General features: G+C 62.0%; 10 protein-coding genes and 1 pseudogene. 7 read left to right on the forward strand and 4 right to left on the reverse strand.

Annotation, left to right across the window (positions count from 1 at the left end; genetic code table 11):
• Positions 1–98 precede the first annotated feature (98 nt).
• Positions 99–1,895: a M3 family oligoendopeptidase gene (locus tag ACTG2S_RS09510; protein ID WP_265775778.1), complete on the forward strand. Its 1,797-nt coding sequence runs from the start codon at positions 99–101 to the stop codon at positions 1,893–1,895.
• 63 nt (positions 1,896–1,958) lie between these two features.
• Here the strand turns inward: ACTG2S_RS09510 and ACTG2S_RS09515 are convergent.
• Positions 1,959–3,363: pseudogene (locus ACTG2S_RS09515) on the reverse strand (nucleobase:cation symporter-2 family protein).
• A 505-nt stretch (positions 3,364–3,868) separates the two neighbouring features.
• Between ACTG2S_RS09515 and ycfP the strand changes: the two are divergent.
• Positions 3,869–4,408: an alpha/beta hydrolase YcfP gene (ycfP, locus tag ACTG2S_RS09520; RefSeq protein ID WP_005334000.1), complete on the forward strand. Its 540-nt coding sequence runs from the start codon at positions 3,869–3,871 to the stop codon at positions 4,406–4,408.
• A 74-nt stretch (positions 4,409–4,482) separates the two neighbouring features.
• Positions 4,483–5,775, forward strand: coding sequence for an NAD(P)/FAD-dependent oxidoreductase (locus tag ACTG2S_RS09525; protein ID WP_021230998.1), 1,293 nt, complete (start codon positions 4,483–4,485; stop codon positions 5,773–5,775).
• Positions 5,776–5,859: 84 nt separating this feature from the next.
• Here ACTG2S_RS09525 and ACTG2S_RS09530 read toward each other — a convergent pair whose 3' ends face one another.
• The 3 genes from ACTG2S_RS09530 to ACTG2S_RS09540 all read right to left on the reverse strand — a co-directional run bounded on the left by ACTG2S_RS09530 (position 5,860) and on the right by ACTG2S_RS09540 (position 10,388).
• Complete coding sequence (locus tag ACTG2S_RS09530) at positions 5,860–6,501, reverse strand: energy-coupling factor ABC transporter permease (protein ID WP_043819419.1); 642 nt, start codon at positions 6,499–6,501, stop codon at positions 5,860–5,862.
• Positions 6,502–6,588: 87 nt separating this feature from the next.
• A complete protein-coding gene (gene pflA, locus ACTG2S_RS09535; RefSeq protein ID WP_270658679.1) occupies positions 6,589–7,386 on the reverse strand; it encodes a pyruvate formate lyase 1-activating protein in 798 nt (265 codons plus the stop codon).
• 65 nt (positions 7,387–7,451) lie between these two features.
• The gene (locus tag ACTG2S_RS09540) at positions 7,452–10,388 is read right to left on the reverse strand and encodes a sensor domain-containing phosphodiesterase (RefSeq protein ID WP_439982383.1); all 2,937 of its coding nucleotides are present in this window, start codon (positions 10,386–10,388) and stop codon (positions 7,452–7,454) included.
• A 135-nt stretch (positions 10,389–10,523) separates the two neighbouring features.
• Between ACTG2S_RS09540 and ACTG2S_RS09545 the strand changes: the two genes are divergently transcribed.
• From ACTG2S_RS09545 to pbpC, 4 genes are all read left to right on the forward strand, one after another.
• The gene (locus ACTG2S_RS09545; protein ID WP_265775775.1) at positions 10,524–12,212 is read left to right on the forward strand and encodes an FAD-dependent oxidoreductase; all 1,689 of its coding nucleotides are present in this window, start codon (positions 10,524–10,526) and stop codon (positions 12,210–12,212) included.
• Between the two features lie 215 nt (positions 12,213–12,427).
• Positions 12,428–13,087: a DedA family protein gene (locus ACTG2S_RS09550; protein WP_005353037.1), complete on the forward strand. Its 660-nt coding sequence runs from the start codon at positions 12,428–12,430 to the stop codon at positions 13,085–13,087.
• 165 nt (positions 13,088–13,252) lie between these two features.
• Positions 13,253–18,136, forward strand: a complete 4,884-nt coding sequence (locus ACTG2S_RS09555) for an alpha-2-macroglobulin family protein (protein WP_439982384.1) — start codon at positions 13,253–13,255, stop codon at positions 18,134–18,136.
• Position 18,137: 1 nt separating this feature from the next.
• Positions 18,138–20,534 carry a penicillin-binding protein 1C gene (pbpC, locus tag ACTG2S_RS09560; protein ID WP_439983245.1) on the forward strand — a complete coding sequence of 799 codons (2,397 nt, stop codon included), beginning with the start codon at positions 18,138–18,140 and terminating at the stop codon, positions 20,532–20,534.
• Positions 20,535–20,601: the final 67 nt, after the last annotated feature.

The raw sequence follows: 20,601 nt of genomic DNA on the forward strand, positions 1-20,601 counted from the left end.
TTTTCCTCTCTTCATTTTTTGGCCTTCGGGTTGCCCGGTTTCGGACTTGCTGCCCGCAGGTCTGTTGTGCCTCCCGATAAAGGCCTTTGCGAGAAGCTATGTATCAACAACAGTGGAATAACGACCATATCTACCCGGGCCTTGACAGCACCGAGTTGGAAGCGGACATGCGCGCCGCCCGCCACGCGCTGGAGGTGCTGGCCAGCTATATGGCGGGTCTGGACGGGGTGCGCGACGATGCAGCTGCGCTGCTGGATTTCTTGCGGGAAGTGCGGCTGCGCGCCCGTGATATTCGCCATATCGGCTGGAACGTCGCCATTCTGGCCGCGTGCCGCGGCAGTCAGGATGCGCGGGATCCGCAGGCCAAACAGCTGGCGTCCCGTGCCCGCGCCCTCAACGCCGATCTGTTCAAGACCCTGGCGCCGGTGGAAGATCTGATGCTGGCGTTACCGGAAGAGAAATTCGCCGCGCTGATGGCGGATCCGCTGCTCGGCGAGGAGGCGTACCGCCTGCGCCACGAGCGTCGTTTGCAGGATCAGCGCTTGCCGGTGGCGGCGGAGCAGCTGGTGATCGGTCTGGGCACCGATGGTCTGCACGCCTGGGGCAACCTCTACAACGATCTGGTGGGCAAGATCCGCTTGACCGTTGATGGCCGCGAGATGGGGCTGGCCGAGGCGAGCAATCTGCTCTCCAGCCCGATACGTGCGCTGCGTTTAGAAGCCTTTGATGCCATCAGCGCCGGTTGGGAGGGGGAGCAGGAGACGGTTGCCGCTATCCTCAATGCCCTCAACGGCTGGCGGCTGGAACTGGCCCGTCAGCGCGGTAAAACCCGTGTGCTCGATGCGCTGGATCTCTCCTGCCACCAGAGTCATATCGAGCGAGCCACCCTCGATGCCCTGATGAGCGAAACCTGGCGAGCCCGTGGGTTGGGCCAGCGGGCGCTGGAGCTGATGGCCGAGCGCCTTGGTCTCGACGATTTGGGGCCGGAGGATCTCTTTGCGCCGCCGCCAGCTTCCAGCAGCCGTGACATTCCTTTTAATGAGGCGATCGAGTTGATTGCCGATGCCTTTAGCCGTTTCGATCCCGAGATGGGGGCATTTGCCCGCATGATGGCCGAGAAGGGGTGGATTGATGCGGCGCCCACGCCAAATCGCCGCACCGGCGCCTACTGCACCAAGTTTGCCGAACCGGTCGAACCGCGGGTCTTCGTCACCTATGCCGGCACCATGGATAACGTCATTACCCTGGCCCATGAGCTGGGTCACGCCTGGCACAACTGGGTGATCCGCGATCTGCCGATGAGTCAGCGCAGCTACCCCATGACGCTGGCGGAGACCGCTTCCATCTTCGCCGAAACCCTGGTGCGCAGCGCCCTGTTCGAGCAGGCGCAAAGCCCGGAAGAGCAGCTGGCCATCACCTGGGCCGAGGCCGACGGCGCGGCCACCTTCCTGGTCAATATCCCGGCTCGCTTCGATTTCGAGCAGGCCTTGGTGGCCGAGCGGGCGCAGGGTTATGTGTCGGCAGAGCGACTCAAGGCGTTGACCGACGAGGCGTGGGGACGCTGGTATGAGGGGAGCCTGACCCGCTATCACCCCATGTTCTGGGCGGCCAAGGCGCACTTCTCCATCGCGGGGCTGGGTTTTTACAACTACCCCTATCTGTTCGGTTACCTGTTCAGCCTCGGGGTCTATCAGCAGTTGACGAGCCGCAAAGCGGCGGGGGAAGCGGGAGTGGCCGAGGCGTATCGCGCCTTGCTGCGCGATACCGGCCGGATGAGCGCCGAAGATCTGGTAGCCAAGCATCTGGGGCAGGATATCCGTGAGGCCGCCTTCTGGCAGGGGAGTCTGGCACAAGTAGCGCAGGCGGTAGAGCGCTTCACGCAGTTGCCTGCCTGATTGGGTCAGCGGTGATATGAACAACAGGCCCCCGGACAGTCTCGCTGTCCGGGGGCCTGTTTGTTATGCCTGCTCTTGCTGCGGTTTGATGGGGCCAACGAACAGGGGGCGGGTCTGGTGAGTCAGATCCGGCTGATAGCTGTTGAAGAAGAGGTTGAGCAGCACCGAGCTGATGGTGGCCAGCAGGATACCGCTATGAAAAAGCGGTTGTAGCTGCGCCGGAAGCTGCTGGAAAAAATTCCCGGAGACCGTCGGGATCATGCCAATTCCGAGACTGATGGCGACGATATAGAGGTTGTGGCGGTTGCTGTTGTAATCGGTGCGCGCCAGGATACGAATACCGGTGGCCAGCACCATACCGAACATGACGATACCGGCGCCCCCCAGCACGAAGGGCGGGATGGAGGCGACCAGCACCGACATCTTGGGGATGAGGCCAAAGGCGAGCAGGATCCCCCCGACATCACACAGACCCAGCGACTCGATACCCCGGTCACGCTCACCAGACCGATATTCTGGGAGAAGGAGGTGTGGGGGAAGCTGTTGAATATCCCACCAATAATGGTGCCGATGCCATCCACCCGCAGCCCGCGCACGATATCACCGCGCCTGGCCGGATGGCCGACGATGTCGCCAAGGGCCAGAAACATCCCCATCGACTCGATAAAGGTGATGAGCATGATCACCGTCAGGGTGGCGATGGAGATGGGATCGAAGGTAGGCCAGCCGAAGGCGAAGGGCACTATGGGGGCAAACCAGGCTGCCTCGCCGAGGCCATCGAGGCTCACTTCGCCCATGGCGATGGCCACCACGAAACCGAAGATGATCCCGAGCAGCACCGAGATATTGCTGAAAAAGCCCTTGGTGAAGCGGGTCACCAGCAGGATAAAGACGAGCACCAGAAAGCTGGTGCCGATGTAGCGCAGGCTGCCATATTCCGGATTACCCTTGCCCCCCGCCATCCAGTCGATCCCCACCTGCATGATGCTGATCCCGATGGAGGTGATAACCACCCCGGTGACGACGGTGGGGAAGAGCGGCATCAGCCGACCTATCAGGGGCACCAGCAGGGTCGAGATGATACCCGCGGCTATGGTGGCACCGAAGATGCCCGTCAGCCCCAGATCCGGGTTGGCTCCGATGGCCAGCATCGGCATCACGGCGGCAAAGGTGACCGACATGATGACCGGCAGCCGGATCCCGGCAAAGCGGCCAATCCCGACACATTGCAGCAGGGTGACGATGCCGCAGCAGAAGAGATCCGAACTGATAAGGTAGGAGATCTGCTCCTTGGGCAGCCCCAGACTGCCGCCAATCACCAGTGGCACCGCCACGGCGCCGGCGTACATCACCAGCACATGTTGCAGGCCCAGGGTAAAGAGTTGGCCCATGGGGAGCATGCGCTCCACTTCATCCACCGGGCGCTTGCGCGCACCCGGTCGGGGGAGGGGGGATTGGTCTCGTTCATGAACAGATCACTCCTTGAAGCCCGCGCAACTGCTACAGGCAAGATAGTGAAAGCCGCAGCTTTCCCGGTCATTGATCTCGTGTATTGACAGAGGTGCCAGATCCCTCGGCAGTAGTGAGAGGGAGCCGGTGCAGCACGGGTCAGTGCACAAAACATGCACAACGCCGCTCACGAGAGAAAACGTTTGGCGATAACGCCTTGTTTTTGCGGGATGAGTCACATACCGGCCAGATAAGTGTCCGGCTGCTGGCAGGGGAAGGAGGTGGGGGCATCTCAGATTGGTAAGGGATTTATCATTATCGGTCTGGCGATCTCACTTTGATAGTCGGGCACCAGAGGGTTGCTCGCAATGCGCCCGTCTTCATGTGACGGCGCTCGCGGGCTGCTGGGCGCAAACAGGGGCGGGGGCGTGATCCAAAGCAAGAAAGTTGGATGTTTTGGTGGCGCACGGGGCCGCCGCTGGGGTAGTTTCGATAAAACCGACACAGATCCTGAGGTCTTATCCATGATCATCTATCTGCATGGCTTTGATGCCACCAGCCCAGGCAATCACGAGAAAGTGCTGCAGTTGCAGTTTATTGATGATGATGTGCGTTTCGTGCACTACAGCACGGTTCACCCCCGTCATGATATGAGCCATCTGCTCAAGGAAGTGAAAAAACAGCTCGATATGAGTACCGATCCCAAACCGCTGATCTGCGGCGTGGGTCTTGGTGGCTACTGGAGCGAGCGGATCGGCTTTCTGTGCGGCATTCGCCAGGTGATCTTCAACCCCAACCTCCATCCGGAAGAGAACATGCAGGGCAAGATCGACCGGCCGGAAGAATATGACGATATCGGTACCAAGTGTGTAACTGAATTTCGTAAGAAAAATTCAGGAAACTGCCTGTGTATCCTTTCCGTTCAGGATGAAGTGCGCGATAATCGGGACACTGAACGTGAATTGAAGAACTATTACGACATCGTGTGGGATGAGCGCGAGACTCATAAGTTCAAAAATATCTCGCATCATCTGCAGCGGATGAAGGCCTTCAAAGAAGCCTGATCCATCACGTCGACCGATTTCGTTTTAGGGAGCCAATGGCTCCCTTTCGTTTTGAGGAACCGAGGAAAATCATCATGATGAATATTGTCGTTGTAGGCGGCGGCGCCGGTGGCCTGGAGCTGGCCACCAGTCTGGGTCGCAAGCTTGGCAAGAAGAACAAGGCCAAGATCACTCTGGTCGATCGCAACCGCACCCACCTGTGGAAACCCCTGCTGCACGAAGTGGCCACCGGCTCCATGGACGCGGGCATCGATGCTCTGAGCTACCAGTCTCACGCCAAGAACCACGGTTTCGACTTCCAGCTCGGCACCCTGACCGACATCAAGCGTGACGATAAACGCATCGTGCTGGCCCCGATCCACGACGACAATGGCGACATCGTGGTCAACGAGCGCGAGCTGCCCTACGACTATCTGGTGATGGCCATCGGTTCTGTCTCCAACGACTTCAACACCAAGGGCATCAAGGATAACTGTATTTTCCTCGATAGCCCCTCCCAGGCGCACCGTTTCCACAACAGCATGATGAACCGCTTCCTGCAGTTCGCCACCGAATATAAGCCGGGCGACAAGGTGAAGATTGCCATCGTCGGCGGCGGCGCCACCGGCGTCGAGCTCTCTGCCGAGCTCTACAATGCGGTCGAGCAGCTCTACGCCTACGGCTTCAAGAACCTCACCACCGACAGCCTGAAGGTGACCCTGGTGGAAGCGGGCCCGCGCATTCTGCCGGCCCTGCCGGAGCGCATCAGCGGTGCCGCTCATCAGGAACTGGTCAAGCTGGGTGTGGATGTGCGTACCGCCACCATGATCACCGAAGCGACTGCCGAAGGTCTGCACACCAAGGATGGCGAGCTGATTGAAGCTGACCTGATGGTGTGGGCGGCCGGTATCAAGGCTCCGGATTTCATGAAGGATATCGCCGGTCTTGAGACCAACCGCATCAACCAGCTGGTGGTGAAAGAGACCCTGCAGACTACCCGTGACGAGAACATCTTCGTTATCGGTGACTGCGCAGCCTGCCCGCAGCCGGATGGCAAGTTCGTGCCGCCGCGCGCCCAGTCTGCCCACCAGATGGCCAGCCAGGCGTTCAAGAACATCCTGGCCAAGATGAACGGCGGCGAGATGAAGCCCTACCTCTACCACGACCACGGTTCGCTGGTCTCCCTCAGCCGCTTCTCCACCGTGGGCAGCCTGATGGGCAACCTGATGCGCGGCTCCATGATGGTGGAGGGCTACATTGCCCGTCTGGTCTACATCTCCCTCTACCGGATGCACCAGATCGCCCTGCACGGCTACGTCAAGACCGGCCTCATCATGCTGGTGGGTCGCATCAACCGGGTACTGCGCCCGACCCTGAAGCTGCACTAAGCCGGGATTTGGCAACATGTTGAATACCAAAAGGAGAGGCTATGGCCTCTCCTTTTTTATGGGCGCAGATCAGGAAAGAGAGAGCTACTTGCCCAGATAAGTGCGGTCGAAGAAGGTATTGACCCAGTGAGGGCGGTAGATGGCCAGCACCGTCATCGCCATGCCGTTGAGCAGGGCTTCGGGAAACAGCAGCAGTGGCCAGATGGAGAGGTAATCCGCCGTGATGGTGTGCCAGGGGTAGCTGTGACTTAGCCCCATCAGCAATGCGCTGGCGGCCACCTTGACCGAGATGGTGATGGCGCCACCGAGAAAGGCGGCCACGAAGATATAGACAAAGAGATGGCGCGGCAGCCAGGCCCAGCTGGCCAGAAACAGCAGCCAGCTGGTGGCTACCGGCAGGGCGATGCCCACCAGTGCCTGCCAGCCAAAATCGGCCAGATTGGTGACACCGAAGTAACCGAGCACCAGCAGGGTCAGGCAGGGGGCGAGCAGTGCCAGCCGCCAGCCCAGCAGCAGGGTGAGGGAGGTGAGCCCGAGAAAATGGACCTCCAGCCCCTCATGCAGACCGGCCCTTAGATACCAGAGCGGCACCAGCGCGATGGCACTCCCCAGCAGCAGGTGCTGATAGAGGGGGTTGTCATGGAGGGTTTGCCACAGAGAGCGGCGCAGGCTGAAGGCCAGCAGTACCAGCCAGATCAGGAGGGCGGCGAGTTGTCCTTCACTCATCTTGTCGTCCATTCATGCAGTAGAGTCCGGGCGGCCTTCCCGACCGCCCATAGCAGAGCAGGCTGACGAGTCAGCCTGCTTTTACCATCAATATTTGACGTTGTTGTGGTACTTGCCGAGGATGCCCTTGACCCGTTCCATGGTCTCCTTGCTGGGGGGCTTGATCCCGCTCAGCTCGTACGGATCGCCCAGCACGTCCCACTTGTGTTTGCCGAGCTCATGGTAGGGGAGCAGCTCCACCTTCTCCACGCTCTCGCCCAGCTCGGCGATAAACTGGCCCAGCCCTTCGGCGCTCTCGTCGTCGTCGCTCCAGGTCGGCACCACCACGTAGCGGATCCACATGGTCTTGCCTTTGGCTGCCAGATAGCGGGCAAACTCCAGGGTGTATCTGTTGCTGACGTGAGTCAGCGGAATGTGTTTCTCGTCATTGATCTGTTTGATGTCGAGCAGCACCAGATCGGTCTGGTCGAGCAGCTTGTCCACCTGTTCGTCGAGATGACGGACGAAGCCGTTGGTGTCGAGACAGGTATGGATCCCTTTCTCTTTGCAGGCGGTAAAGAGTTCGGTAATGAAAGCCGGTTGCAGCATGGCTTCACCGCCGGACGCTGTCACGCCACCGCCGGAGGCATTCATGAAGTGGCGATAGCTGGTGATGTCACTCATCAACTCCGATACGGTCACTTCGCGGCCACCTTCGGTATCCCAGGTATCGCGGTTGTGGCAGTACTTGCAGCGCATCAGGCAGCCTTGCATGAATACGATAAAGCGTATTCCCGGGCCATCGACAGTGCCGCAGGTTTCGACGGAATGGATCCGGCCAACGGTGCCGTGAGCTCCGGCTGGCTGGCTGATTTCAACGGCAGGGATCCGATTAATGACAGACATAAACAACTCCAACGATTCGAGCAGGCCGTTATTTTATTACATAAACCCCTATTGATCCTACACCTTTAGTCCGGCGCCCGGCTGCCAAGCAGCTGCTCCAGCCCCTTGACGGTGAGCGGCCGACTGGTGAGAAACCCTTGATAATGCTGGCATCCCAGCGCTTTGAGGATGGCCAGCTGCGCCTCCTCTTCCACCCCTTCGGCGGTGACGGTAAAACGAAAGACCTGGGCCAGATCGAGTATCGCCTTGACGATGGCTCTGTCCTGTTCGCTGTGTACCAGGGTCTGAATGAAGCTTCTGTCCAGTTTCACCTCGTCGGCGGGCAGATCCCGCAGGTAAGCCAGCGACGAGTAGCCGGTGCCGAAGTCGTCGATGGAGATGAGGATGCCGAGCTCCTTGAGCTGGCGCATTCTGGCAATACTCTCCTGCCGATTCTCCAAGACTACCGATTCGGTTACCTCCAGCAGCAGGCGGGAAGGGGGCACACCGGTGTCGCGCAGAATGTACTCCACTTGTTGTACGAAGCCCTGGGTGTGGAACTGGCGGGCACTGACGTTGACCGACAGATGGGGGATCTGCAGGCCACGGTTGAGCCAGAAGCTGTACTGGGCGCAGGCGGTCTTCATCACCCAGTAGCCGATCTCGAGGATCAGGCTGGTCTCTTCGGCGATGGGAATAAACTCCCCGGGTGGCACCATGGTGCCGTCGCTGCGCTGCCAGCGCAGCAGCGCCTCGATACCCGACAGCGAGCCATTGTCGACCCGGTATTGCGGTTGGTAGTGGAGTTGCAGCTCGTGATGACGCAGGGCATCGCGCAGCTCATTGGTGAGGGTCAGCCGATTTTTCTCGTGCTGGGCCATCGCCTCGGTAAAGAAGACGTAGTGGCCCTGACCGGCGCGCTTGGCCATGTGGGTCGCGGTGTCGGCCTGTTGCATCAGGACCAGATGATCCGTCTCGTTGCCGGAGAAGAGGCTGATCCCCACCGAGGCGCTGCAGTGCAGTTTGTGATCGCCGATGTCGAACGGGGTGCGAAACAGCCCCATTAGCTCGCGGGCGAAGTGCTCTGCCAGAATTTTGGCGGTGACCTCGCCTTGTCCGAGCTGGGTAAAGAGCAGGGCAAACTCATCCCCCGAGATGCGCGCCTGCACCAGATTGTCCTGGGGCAGCTCCCTGAAACGCTGCACCACGGCCTGCAGCAGCAGATCGCCGCAGGCGTGACCGAGGGAGTCGTTGATCGACTTGAAGTTGTCGAGATCCACCAGCAGCAGGGCGCCCCACTGGCCGTTGGTGGCGCTCAGGGTCTGCTGCAAAATATGGTTGAGGCTGCGGCGGTTGTGCAGACCGCAGAGATCGTCGTAGTAGGCGAGCTGCTCGATATGTCTGGCCGCCTCTTTTTCCTGGGTGATGTCGTAGAAGCTGCAGATGAAGTGGCTGAGCTCCCCCTGCTCATCCTTGACGCCGTTCACCATCAAGCGCACCGGAAAGAGATGACCATCCTTGTGCAGGCAGCGCTCTTCCCCGAGCCAGAACTCCTGCTCGTTGACGGTGCGGCTGACATCTTCTTTGAGATGATCCCCGTAGTAGGTGGGGCGCAGCTTGCGAATGGAGTGACCGATCACCTCTACCTCGCCAAATCCGGTGATCCGGCTGAAGGAGTGGTTGACCTTGAGGATGATGCCGTTGTGATCCATCACAATCAGCCCATCGTGGGTATTAAAGGCTACCTCGGCCAGCCGCAGGGCATCGTCGGTGGCGAGGCGCTTGAGTTCGATGGCGGCCCGCTCGTGCTGGCTGCTCAATAGATCCAGCAGCTGTTCGGGCTCCTCAAGGGGGGTATCGAGCAGCAGGGTGATCTGGCCAATGGGGGCGCCGCTCTGGCCATGGAGCGGAATGCCGATGTAGGCGCTGGCATTGAGGGCCAGCAGCCGGGTCGCCTTGGGATAGCGCACGGGCAGATCTTCCACATAGATGGCCTGACCATGCTGGAACAGCTCCTGAGCGGGGCCGGGGTCGAGCTGGATGGGCTTGAGGGTGGAGCAGATCTCCTCGTTGATGACGCAGCGGGGGATGATCCAGAGATCCTGACCGCGGGGCTGGAACTCGCCGATCCAGCCCACCCGGGCACCGCTGGCGCTCATGGCCCAGCTTACCAGCGTCTTGCAGTAGTCGATGCCGGTCTGCTGGTGCAGTTCGGGCGGGAGGGCCAGCTCGGCGCGGTGCTCTTCCGGTTGCGGCTGCCAGTGGCCGAGCAGCTGGGCGCTGCTGCGCACCAGCTGCAACATCTCCTCGCTAAGCGGGGTGGGATCGAGATACTCCAGACTCAGCACCCCGAACAGCTTGTCCTGCTCCAGCAGGGCACCATCGAGGCGTGAGCGCACACCGGCACTGGTCAGATAGAGGTGATTGCTCAGCATCGGCTGGTGGGCGGCCTCCGAGAAGCTCAACGATTTGCGGGTACGCAGGGCGCGGATATAGCGGCTGTCACCACGAATGGGGTAGAGCGCCTCGACCCCCAGGGTGAACACCGGGGTGAGTTGTTCGCTGCCGAGATCGCCGTTGGCCTGATAGTGCCAGAGGATGAGCCGATCGGCCCCCAAACTCTCTTTAAGGGCCTCGAGCAGGGGCGCATACTGCTGCTGGCTCGCCATCTGGCTGAGGCGCGGCAGTTGCAATGCCAGGTCGGCGATGGGCTCCTGACAAAGGTTCTGCAGACAGATGAGCCAGAAGCCATCCTGCTCGTGGGCGAGGGCGATATGCCACAACTGGCTGGCAAAGCGCACGGTGATCTTGCCGCCATGGCCGTTGGCCAACAGTTGTTCGATGGGCAGGCGCAGGGCATCGGGCAGCTGGGCAGGCCAGGGGGCGCGCGGTTCGTCGAGCCAGTAGAGCGGGGTTTGCATCACGTCGGTCAGGGCGACCAGCCGTTGACTGCGCAGATCCAGACGGAAAAAGAGCGGCGTCTGGAGGGCAGGAGGAAGATGACTGAGTGCGGTAGACGACATGAACAAACAACATCCTGTTAAGCAACCGTCGGGGTTGCAAGAATACTGCAAAATGGTGTGAAACAAAATTTCATTGAATTCTAAATTAGAAAAGTCTAATTTATTGCCCATTATCATGTATGAGGAGTCTTGCAGATGAAACGGATCCTGATTATCGGTGGTGTCGCGGGGGGCGCATCGGCGGCGGCTCGTGCTCGTCGTTTGAGTGAAGAGGCAGAGATCGTGATGTTCGAGCGGGGCGAGTTTGTCAGCTTCGCCAACTGCGGTCTGCCCTATCACATCGGGGGCGATATCCCCGACCGGGATGCCTTGCTGCTGCAGACCCCCCAGAGTTTCAAGCGCCGTTTCAACGTCGATGTGCGGGTCTTCCACGATGTGATCGAGATCGACAAGGCGGGCAAGACCTTGCTGGTGCGCAACCTGCAAACCGGTGAAGAGCAGCGCGAGCATTACGATGTGCTGCTGCTGAGCCCGGGGGCGGTGCCGATCCGTCCTCCCTTCCCCGGTATCGACAGCCCCTATGTCTATACCCTGCGCAACATCCCGGACATGGATCGCATTCTGGCGGCCCTGCATCACGATCAACCGCGCCACGTTACTGTGGTGGGCGGCGGCTTTATCGGGCTGGAGATGATGGAGGCACTGCATCAGCGCAAGCTGGATGTCACCCTGCTGGAGCTGGCCGATCAGGTGATGGCGCCGGTGGACAAGGAGATGGCCAACATGCTCCATGCCCGCATCCGGGAAGAGGGGATCGACCTGCGCCTGCGCACCGGCCTCACCGCCATCGAGAGTCTGGATCTGCCTGCCGAGAAGACCTCCGCCGTACCGACCGCCAAAAGCGGTGGCCTGCGCCTGACCCTCAATGACGGTTCCCATCTTGATACCGGCCTGCTGATCCTCGCCATCGGCGTCAAGCCGGAAACCCTGCTCGCCGCCAAGGCGGGGCTGGAGCTGGGCCCGCGGGGCGGCATCAAGGTGGATGCCGGGATGCGTACCTCGGATCCCTTCATCTACGCGGTGGGGGATGCGGTGGAAGAGATTGATTTCGTCACCGATGAATCAGTGCTGATCCCGCTGGCGGGCCCGGCCAACCGGCAGGGGCGCATCGCCGCCGACAATATGCTGGGCCGAAGCGAAACCTACAAGAAGACGCAAGGGACCGCCATCTGCAAGCTGTTCGATCTGGCTGTGGCCAGCACCGGCCTCAACGAGAAGCGACTGGTGCAACTGGGATTGCCGTTAGAGAAGGTTTATGTCCATCCGGGCAGCCACGCCGGTTACTACCCGGGCGCACATCCGGTCAGCCTCAAGCTGCTGTTTGCCCCGGATGGCAAGATTTATGGCGCCCAGGCCATCGGCAAGGATGGCATCGACAAGCGCATCGATGTGTTGGCGGTGGCCCAGCGCGCCGGTCTCACCGTGTTTGACCTGCAGGATCTTGAGCTCACCTATGCGCCGCCGTTCGGCTCGGCCAAGGATGTGATCAACATGGCGGGCTTTGTGGCAAGCAACCACCTGAAGGGGGACACCCTGCTCTGCCACGTGGCCGAGGTGCAGGCTCGTAACCCCCATCAGCTGGTGGTGGATGTGCGCAATGGCCCGGAGCTCGACAAGCTGGGCCGCATTCCGGGGGCGCTGCATATTCCCCTCGACGAGTTGCGTGGTCGCCTCCATGAGTTGCCCAAGGACAAAGAGCTGCTTATCAGCTGTCAGGTCGGGCTGCGCGGCCATGTCGCCTGTCGCCTGCTGAGCCAACACGGCTTTAAAGTGAAGAATCTCTCCGGCGGCTTCAAAACCTGGCAGATGGCCACCGCCGAGTAACCGTTTTATTTCTGTGCCTGTTTGCCCCTCTCCCTTGTGCGTGCAAGATGAGGGGCTTTTTGTTTCTGCTTTTCGCCCTTCTTGCATTCCCCTGGTTACTGCAATATTTCGACACACTTTATTTCCTGTGCCGGACAAAATTAACGTTTTGTTCAGGGGATGGGTGCTATAACCCCTGCCTCGTTCATGATGAACCGTGTAGTAGGGAGAGTGACATGCTGGATATGCTGATGGCCATTTGGCATCAGGATTTTGACGCCCTGGTTCAGATGCAGGCGGTACCCCTGCTGATCAGTTGCCTGATGCTGGTACTGCTGCTGGAGTCCGCATTCGTCTTCCTGCCCCTGCCGGGGGACAGCCTGGTACTTCTGGCCGGTGGGTTGGTTGGCATGGGGGTGTTTGGCCCCGAAGTGACTCTTGTCTATCTGCCGTTGGCTGCTGGCATAGGTTCCGTGCTCGCCTACTGGCAGGGACGGGCCCTGCAGCGCACCCGCTTTATGGATCATATCGAACGGATGTTGCCTCCCGACAGCCTGCCCAAGGCGACCCGGCTGCTGAAAAAGTACGGTTTTCTGGCGATGTTCTCCTCCCGTTTTATCCCGTTTGTGCGGGTGCTGACCCCCATGCTGATGGGGATTGGCCGCCTGAGCGTGCTGCGGATGTGCGTAGCCAGCTTTGCCAGTGCCTTTATGTGGGCGCTCTGCCTCAGTTTGGTGGGCAAACTGGCGATGAATACACCCTTCTTCCTCCATCACAGCGAACTGTTGACCCGGGCCCTGCTGATTACCTCGCTGGTGCTGTTTCTGGCGGCCGTCATGGCCATCCTGTTTCGCTGGTTCAAAGGCGGAGCAAAAAACGAGACCAGCCACGACTAGATGACAACCCTTGCCGCACTGGATCGGTGGGCAAGGGGGTTCTCGTGCTGCTGGGGGGCGGAATTGTGTCCATTCGGGTAATGAGCTTTGTGTCGGGTGAGCAGGATGCCTTATCTTGTTTCCAGCCACGCTGCGTTTGCAGCGCTCCAACTCGGGATGGAACCTATGCGCCTCTTCGACTCTCCCTCTGCTTCTCACCGCTCTATCGCTGAAACCGGCGCTCTGCGCCGCCGCTGGTCAACCCTGCTGCTTTGCGGGGTAGTCGGTTTGCTGTCTGGCTGCGGTCCTGACAAGCCCACCAGCCAAGTACCGACCACAGAATCTACAGCGCAGCAGGAGGCAGGGGCGCCTACTTCTGTAGTGCAGGCCAATGCCCGCCAATATCGCGATGCGCCGGCACTGGCGCTGGTCTTCTCCAGCCCCCTGGCGCCGAAGGCAAACTGGCAGAGCTGGCTCGGGGTCAGTGAGGGGGGCAAGCAGGTGCAGGGGGAGTGGATCCTCGCCGACGATGGTCGCACCCTCTATTTCCCGAACGTTCAGCCCGACAAGAGCTATGAAGTGAGCCTCAAGGCGGGGCTGGGCCCATCCCCCCAGAGCTGGACCCTCAAAACCCGGCCGCTGGAGGCGGGAGCCTCCTTTACCGCCAGCGGCATGGTATTGCCGCTGCGTCAGGAACTTCGCTTGCCCATCAGCGCGGTCAACGTGGATGAGGTCAATATCGATTTCTTTCGGGTCGATGCGGAATATCTGCCCCGTTTTCTGGCGGAATATCGCCCCGGTGCCGGCATGGGGAACTGGGAGCTTGAGCAGATCACCAAGCGAGCCAAGCGGGTATTCAGCGGCCGCTATGCGCTGGAGCTTGATGCCAACCGGCGCGAGACCCGCCTCATCAATGTGAAGGAGCCACAGTTGGCGGAGGCTGGCGTCTACTTTGCGGTGATGTCGCCCCTTGGCAACTACGACTGGTGCAAGGAGACCACCTATTTCGCGGTGAGCGACATGGGGCTCAGTGCCCGTCGTTACCGCGATCAGCTGGAGGTGTTCGTGAGCTCCCTGGCCAGCGCCGACCCGCTCAAGGATGTGCAGCTCTCCCTGCTCGACGAGAAGGGCAACCGGCTGCAGGTGCAAACCACGGATCCACAGGGCCATCGCCGCTTTGATCAGGTGCAGGGGGCTCGCCTGCTGCTGGCCGAACAGGGCAAGCATCTGGCGGTGCTGCGCCTCGATGGGGCTGCGCTCGATCTCTCCACCTTCGATCTCGGTACCCAGCCCTGGCAGGCCCAGCAGTTGTATCTCTTTAGCGGGCGCGACCTTTATCGCCCCGGCGAGCGGCTCGACAGCGAGATCCTGCTCAAGGGGCAGGATGGCCAGCTGCTGCCCGGTATGGCAGTGGAGCTGGAGGTGAAACAGCCGGATGGTCAGCTGCTCGAACAAAAGCGGCTGCTACCGGACAATCTTGGCGCGGCCCACTACGGTCTGCGCCTGCCGGACGATGCGCCGCTCGGGCGCTGGACCATCAGCCTCAAGACCGCCGCTGGTAGTCGTTTCGAGTGGCCCTTTTTGGTGGAGGAGTTTTTGCCGGAGCGGCTCAAACTGCAGCTTGGCAAGGGGCCGGATGGTGAAGTGACGGATCTGGGCGCCTCCCTCACCCTGCCGCTGCAAGGGGACTATCTCTACGGTGCACCGGCGAGCGCCACCAAGGCCAAGGCGGAGGTGAAGATCAGCCGCGCCACCATGCCCTTTACCCAGTGGCAGGAGTTCACGCTGGGTGACGTACTGCTCGCCGAGCAGGCCAAGGATCTCGAGCCCCTCAGTCTCACCCTCGATGCGCAGGGGCAGGGGACTTTTTCGCTTGCTGATGAGCTCGATGGGGTGCGCGCCCTCGGGCCGCTGGAGGTGGCCTATCGGGTATCGCTCTCCGAACCCGGTGGCCGCGCCGTCAATCGCAGCCGCACCCAGTATGGCTGGCCCGCAGGCAGTCAGTGGCCGGCGCTCAAGGCCGACTTCGTGGCGGATCGGGTAGAGGGGGGCAAGCCTCTGCCCTTCCAGATCCTCAATCTCGATGAGCAAGGTCAACCGGTGGCGGGGGCGGTGAAGGTGCGCCTTATCAACGAGTACCGCGACTACTACTGGCACTACGCCGATGGCGAGGGGTGGAAGTACGAGTTCAACAGCCAGCCTTATCTGGAGCAGGAGCAGACCCTGCAGCTGGATGGCAAGGGGCCGACTCCGCTCACGCTGCAACTGGCGGCGGGCTGGTATCGATTGGAGGTGGAGAACAGTCAGGGCCATCAATCGAGCCAGCGGGTGGAGATCGGCAGTTACGCCTGGGGCGGCGGTGGCGAGCAGGCGCGGCCTGACAAGATTGCCATCACCCTCGACAAGCGCGCCTATCAGGCCGGGGAGAAGGCCAAAGTGACGCTGGTGGCCCCGCGCCCCGGCAAGGGGTTGTTGCTGGTGGAAGATGGCGACGGCCTGCGCTGGTGGCAGCGTATCGAGCTCAAGGGGGCCGGCGGTGATGCCAAGGATGCCCGCGGCGAGTTCGAGATCCCGGTCAGTCCCGAGTGGCAGCGCCATGACTTGCATATCTCGGCCCAGATCGCCGCGCCAGACAGCGCCTCCAAACCGGCTGGCAAGCAGCAGGGGCAGAGCCTGCGCTCGGTCGGGCTGGTGCCGCTCACCCTGGACCGGGAAGCGCGCCGTCTGCCGCTTACCCTGAGCGCGCCCGATAAAGCGGTGCCGCTCACCCGACTGGAGGTGACCGCTACCTCCACCCCTAACAGTCAGGGGCGCGTGGTGCTGGCGGCGGTGGATCGGGGCGTGCTCAATATCAGCGACTACCAGCCGCTCGACCCGTTCGAGATCTTCTTTGGTCGCAAGCGCTTCGCCCAAGATTTGTTCGACAACTACGGCCAGGTGATCCCGCCGCAGGATGGCAAGCTGGCCCGCCTCAACTATGGGGGCGATCGGGCGCCGCTGAAAAAGGGCGGCGCGCTGGAGAGCCGGGTCGAGATAGCTGCACTCTGGAGCGGCGAGGTGAGTTTTGACGAGCAGGGCAAGGCGGTGATCCCGCTCGATCTGCCCAACTTCAATGGCGAGTTGGCGCTGATGGCGCTGGCCTGGAACGAACAGCAAGTGGGTGAGGCCGAGCGCGCCGTCAAGGTGGTGGCGCCCTTGGTGGCCGAGATCGGCTGGCCGCGCTTTGGCGCCAGAGGCGATGAGACCCGGGCATTGGTGCAGTTGCGCAACATGAGCGGCGAAGATCAGACCCTCTCCCTTGTCTGGACCCTCAACGGTGGGCTCAAGGCAAACGGCGAGCTGCCCGGCACCCTGGCTCTTAAAAATGGCGAAGAGCAGTGGCTGACCCTGCCGCTCACCGTGACCGGGGCGAGCGGCGTGGCGAGCCTGCAGTTGGCGGCCAGCGGCAAGGATTTTGCCATCAGCCGCGACTGGACTTTGCCGCTGCGCTCCCCCTGGCCGGCCGAGACTCGCCAGCGCTACCAGATGCTGGCCTCCGGTCAGCAGATGAGCTTTGCGCCAGCTGAGCTGGCCGGGCTGGATCGTGCCAACCTGCAGGGGCTGCTCAGCCTCTCCGGCACTCCGCCCTGGGATCCGGCAGCCCAGTGGCAGGCGCTGGCCGATTACCCCTATGCCTGTCTGGAGCAGACCTTGTCCCGTGCCTGGCCTTACTTGCTGACCACGGCCGATGAGCGGGCCGCCTGGAGCAAACCCGCAGAGGGCAAGAAAGCGGCGAGCGAGGCGGACGTGCAACGTGCCCTGTTGCAGCGGCTGCAGCGGTTGCAACTGCCCAGCGGCGGTTTTGGTCTGTGGGATGGTCGCTCCGACGAGGAGCAGTGGCTCACCGCCTATGCCGCCGACTACCTGCTGGCGCGCAAGGAGGCGGGCGACGCAGTGCCGGAGGCAATGCTCAATCAGGCGCTGAACCGGCTGCAAAGCTATCTCACCGACAGTCAGTATGGTGAGCGCTGGAGCAGTGCCCCCGAGCACAGTCGGTTGGCCTATCAGGCCTACAGCGCCTATGTGCTGGCCCGGGTGGGCAAGGCACCGCTCGCTACCCTGCGACTTATCTGGGAGCAGCAGGCTGATCACGCTCGCTCCGGTTTGCCGCTGCTCCACCTCTCGCTGGCGCTCTCGGCCATGGGGGATGAGCAGAACGCCGCCAAGGCCCTCAGCCGGGCATTGGCGACCGAACGCGGGGATGACTATCTGGGGGATTACGGCTCACCGCTGCGCGATCAGGCCCTTGAGCTCTCCTTGCTTCGTCAGCACAAGCTGGCTGCGGAGCGCTGGCCTGATCTCAGCGCCAAGGTAGCCGATACCCTGGCTCACCGTCAGTGGCTCAGCACTCAGGAGCGGCTCGCCCTGTTGCGACTCGCCCGCTTCGATCCGGCCGTCGACTGGCAGGCCAAGGTAACGTCCTCTCTTGGCAATGAATCCCTGAACGGTTCGGCCCCGTTGCAACTGGGTGCCCCCGAGGCACTGGCGGCCAGTGTGGTTACCAATGAGGGCAAGGGATCCCTCTATGTGCAGCGTACTCTAATCGGTTACCCCGAACAGGCTCCTGCCCGGTTGAGTCAGGGGATAAGCGTGACCCGCAGCTGGTTCAACAGCGACGGTCAGCCGTTCGATCCGGCCAAGGTGAAGGTAGGCGATCTGGTGGTGGTGCGGCTCAACGTCAGCAGTGAGTCGGCGGTGCCTGATGCCCTGCTGGTAGAGATGGTGCCCGCTGGCTTCGAACTGGAGAACCCGGCCCTTGGCAACAGCATCAAGCTGGAAGAGCTCTCCATCGAGGGGAAACCGGCGTGGCAGAGCGAGTGGAACGACTATCTCAAGCATCAGGAGTTTCGCGATGACCGCTACACGGCAGCGCTGGATCTGAGCGAGGGGAGCAACCAGCAACTGGTCTACCTGATGCGTGCAGTGACGCCGGGTCGCTATCAGGTGCCGCCGACCCAGGTGGAGGATATGTACCGGCCCGAGCTGCGGGCCGTGGGTGAGGATATCCATGAGGTGATCATCTCTGAGTAACATTCCCTCCCTTGAGCGGGTTCGCCCGCTCACTTTCTGGCAGCGTGGCTGGCTGAAATTAGGTCGCACTGGCCACGCTGGCTGGCGCTGGCTTGGTCGCCTGCCACGCTGGCTGCGTTGCTCGGTGCTGGGCGTTGTAGCACTGCTCCTGTCATTGCTGGCACTGGATCGACTCTTCCCGCCGCCACCGCTCGACCCTGCCTACGCACGGGTGGTGCTCGACATGAAGGGGCGACCGCTGCGCGCCTTTGCCGATACCAGCGGCGTGTGGCGCTATCCCGTGACGCTGGAGCAGGTTTCCCCCCGCTATATCGAGGCGTTGCTGGGTTACGAGGATCGCTACTTCTGGCGTCATCCTGGGGTTAATCCGGTGGCCATGGTGCGCGGGGTCTGGCAGTGGCTGCGCTATGGGCGGGCTGTATCGGGCGGCTCGACCCTCACCATGCAGGTGGCGCGTCTTATCGAGCCCTACCACCGGAGCGTGCCCGGCAAGCTGCGCCAGATGGCCCGCGCGCTGCAGCTGGAGTGGCACTACGACAAGCGCACCCTGCTCACCGTCTACCTCAACCGGGCGCCGTTTGGCGGCAATCTGGAGGGGGTGCAGGCGGCAAGTTTTGCCTATCTCGGCAAGAGTGCGGCCAAGCTGACCTATGCCGAGGCGGCGTTGTTGGCGGTGTTGCCGCAGGCTCCCAGCCGCAACCGGCCGGACCGCCATCCCGAGCGGGCCCGCACCGCCCGTGACAAGGTGATGCAGCGACTGGTAGCGCAGGGCGTCTGGCCCGAACAGGCGTGGCTGGAGGGACGCATCGAGCCGGTGCTGGCCCGCGGTCACTTCACGCCGATGGAGGCGCCGCTGTTTGCCCGCCTTGCCGCCGATAATCAGACCGGGGCGCTGGTGCACACCACCATCGACGGGGATCTACAGCGCTGGCTGGAGGGACGGGTGGCGAGCTACATTCGCCGCTTCCCCGAGCAGACCTCAGCAGCGTTGCTCCTGGTAGACAACAAAACCATGGCGGTGCGCGCCTATGTGGGTAGCGCCGAGTATGGCAATTTGCGCCGCCACGGTTATCTCGACATGGTGCAGGCAATCCGCTCTCCCGGCTCCACCCTCAAGCCCTTTATCTACGGTCTGGCGATGGATGAAGGGTTGGTGCACTCGGCCTCCCTGCTCTCCGATGCGCCGAGGCTGGGATCTGACTATCGCCCCGCCAACTTTTCCGGCGCCTTTCAGGGGCCGGTGACCCTCGCTCAGGCGCTGCAGCAATCCCTCAACGTGCCAGCGGTGCAGGTGCTGGAGGCGCTTGGGCCCGACAAGCTGGTCAGCCGTCTCGACAATGCCGGGGTGAGGCTGGCTCTTTCCGACAAGCCCAATCCGGCCATCGCGCTGGGGGCAGCGGGCATTCGGCTTGAGCAGCTGGTGGCGCTCTACAGTGCGCTGACCCGGCAGGGGCAGGTGGCGATGCCGGTCTGGCTGGCGGGGCAGCAGGCGGTGCCCCGCCCCTTGCTGAGCCCGGGATCGGCCTGGATCATCTGGCAGATCCTGAGCGCGCAGGGACGGGCTGATCAGCCCTTTGCCAGCGAGGCGACCGGCCGGGTCAACAGGCTGGCCTGGAAGACCGGTACCAGCTACGGCTATCGCGACAGCTGGGCGATGGGGGTCTCCGGTCGCTGGACCATCGGCGTCTGGCTGGGGCGCCCCGACGGTACCCCTATGCCCGGTTTTTACGGCCAGAGCGCGGCGGTGCCGCTGCTGCTTTCGGTCTACTCGCGACTGGCTGACAACAGCCCTCTGCCGGCACAGCCCAACACGGTGAGCGAGGCCGAGATTTGCTGGCCGCTGGGGCGCAAGGCGAACGCGACCCTGCCTGAAGCCTGTTTGCAGCGCCAGAGCGCCTGGTTGCTGGAAGGGCGCGATCCCCCCACCTTGCCGGATCCCATGGACTGGCCCTCGCCGCTGCGGCAAGTTGCACTCACTGCCGAAGGCAAGCCGACGCTGACCCGTTGCCCCGATGCGGCACAATCCGGTTTTCGGGCCCTCTGGCCGTTGTCGTTGGAGCCTTGGCGGTCCCCCAGCGAGCGACGTCAGGCGCTGCTCGCCAGCGGTTGTGCAGGGGAGGGGCAGAGCGCCGAGCTGCAGGCTCCCATTCGCATCGTGGCGCTGGGGGAGGGCAACCTTATCCGCAGCCAGCGCTATCGGTTGCAGCCCAAGGTGCTGGGCGGTGTCGGCAAGTCGGCCTGGTTTCTCAACGGCCAGCGACTGCGCTGGGACGGGGATCAGGTGCTGAGTGTGGCGGGTCGTTATCAGCTGGTGGTGGTGGATGAAGCGGGCAACAGCGATCGTATCGAGTTTCGCGTGGTGCATCCTGACAGTGATGCTGGCACCATCACCCGTTGATCGTTTTGCCGACAGCCATTGAGGTGAATGTAATTAACCATTTGAAATGCCTCAATATTTGATTGGA

Origin of the sequence: Aeromonas sp. 82P (assembly GCF_051919365.1) — a bacterium.
Lineage (GTDB): Bacteria > Pseudomonadota > Gammaproteobacteria > Enterobacterales > Aeromonadaceae > Aeromonas > Aeromonas veronii.